This window comes from Candidatus Poseidoniia archaeon (assembly GCA_030748895.1).
Lineage (GTDB): Archaea > Thermoplasmatota > Poseidoniia > MGIII > CG-Epi1 > UBA8886.
In genome coordinates, this window is record JASMLC010000031.1 from 1 (window position 1) to 1,224 (window position 1,224).

General features: G+C 54.7%; 1 protein-coding gene. It reads right to left on the minus strand.

From position 1 onward, the window contains the following. Positions 1–1,090: tyrosine-type recombinase/integrase (locus tag QGG57_06815; protein ID MDP7007875.1), on the minus strand; the 1,090-nt coding region annotated here is incomplete at its 3' end. Positions 1,091–1,224 lie beyond the last annotated feature (134 nt).

A 1,224-nucleotide genomic window follows, 5' to 3' on the forward strand; every position in this document is an offset into this window, starting at 1 on the left:
GCATATCGGACCCCTTTTCCCAACCGAAGTGTCCCCGCATCACCTCCTCCTGGACAGCAGCCTTGGCGAATTGCAGAGCGCGGTTATGGCGGAAGGTGTGGGCAGTAATTTCACCTTTCAACCCTGCTGCTTCCAGCGCGTTATGGAAACCGTTGTAAAACGACGAAGCCGGCATCGGGCGGGAATAGCCGAAACTGGCGCTCCCGAACAGGTAATTTTCCGAATTGTCGCGCCCCGTGAATGCGTTAATCCAGGACCGCAGGTCGTGGACACTCTCGACGAGCTGGACATCTCTCTCGCCGGTCTTGCCATCAACGGCTATGAAAGTCCCGTATTCATCCGACTTGAAGTCCCGCACCCGCAGGCCGAGAACCTCTCCAAGGCGGCAGCCGGAATCATACAGCACCGACAGGATGACGGTGTCGCGAACCCGGCGCAACCCCTTGCGGATGCTGACGTACTCCTCGAAGGTGATTTCGCGAACATTATCAGACTGCCTGTCCTTGCGGTCGTTTGGGGTTTTGAACGGGTCCGAAATGTCGGGGTGTGGACCCGTCAGCCGCCCCTCAATAGCGAATCGCAGGAAGTCGCGGGCAGTGATGGCCATAACCTTCCGGGTGCGTGGTTTCAGCCCGCGCTCCTTCAACCAATTCTTATACCGGGTGCAGTCCAGCAGCGTCAGCTCAGCATAGGTGAACTCTGCTGGATATTTCATGCAGAGAAACCCCTCAAAAGACCGCAGTTGCAGGATGATGTTTCTGACGCGGTCATCAGTTATTTCCTGAGCTTTCTTGTGTTCTATGAACTCTTCCATAACAGCCAACCGCTGCGGCGCAGCGGGATAGAAACGGTGGCCATCGTGGGTATCCTGAAAGTCAAATAACCCCGCATCCTTCGGGCGGTGCGTGTCGCGGCTCAGGACCCATTCGCTTTTTGGTGTGGCGAGGCGGTTTACAATATCTGCCTTATGGCCATAGACCGGAAGACGGTTAAATACGCATAGTTTCCGAAGTTCAATGACCGACATTTTTCTGAGGGTATCCACTGTTGGGATAGCAGGCGGTTCCGGGGTCGTTGCGACGGTTGGCATACTTGCTCATTTAGCGGGTGATATATAATGCTTATCTATATGCTGGATATAGTTGCTTACGAAAAAAAATCCGCCAATACCGGCTGGGTTGTTGAAGGCGTGATTGACGGCACATCGCTGGACTTCAGCCAGGG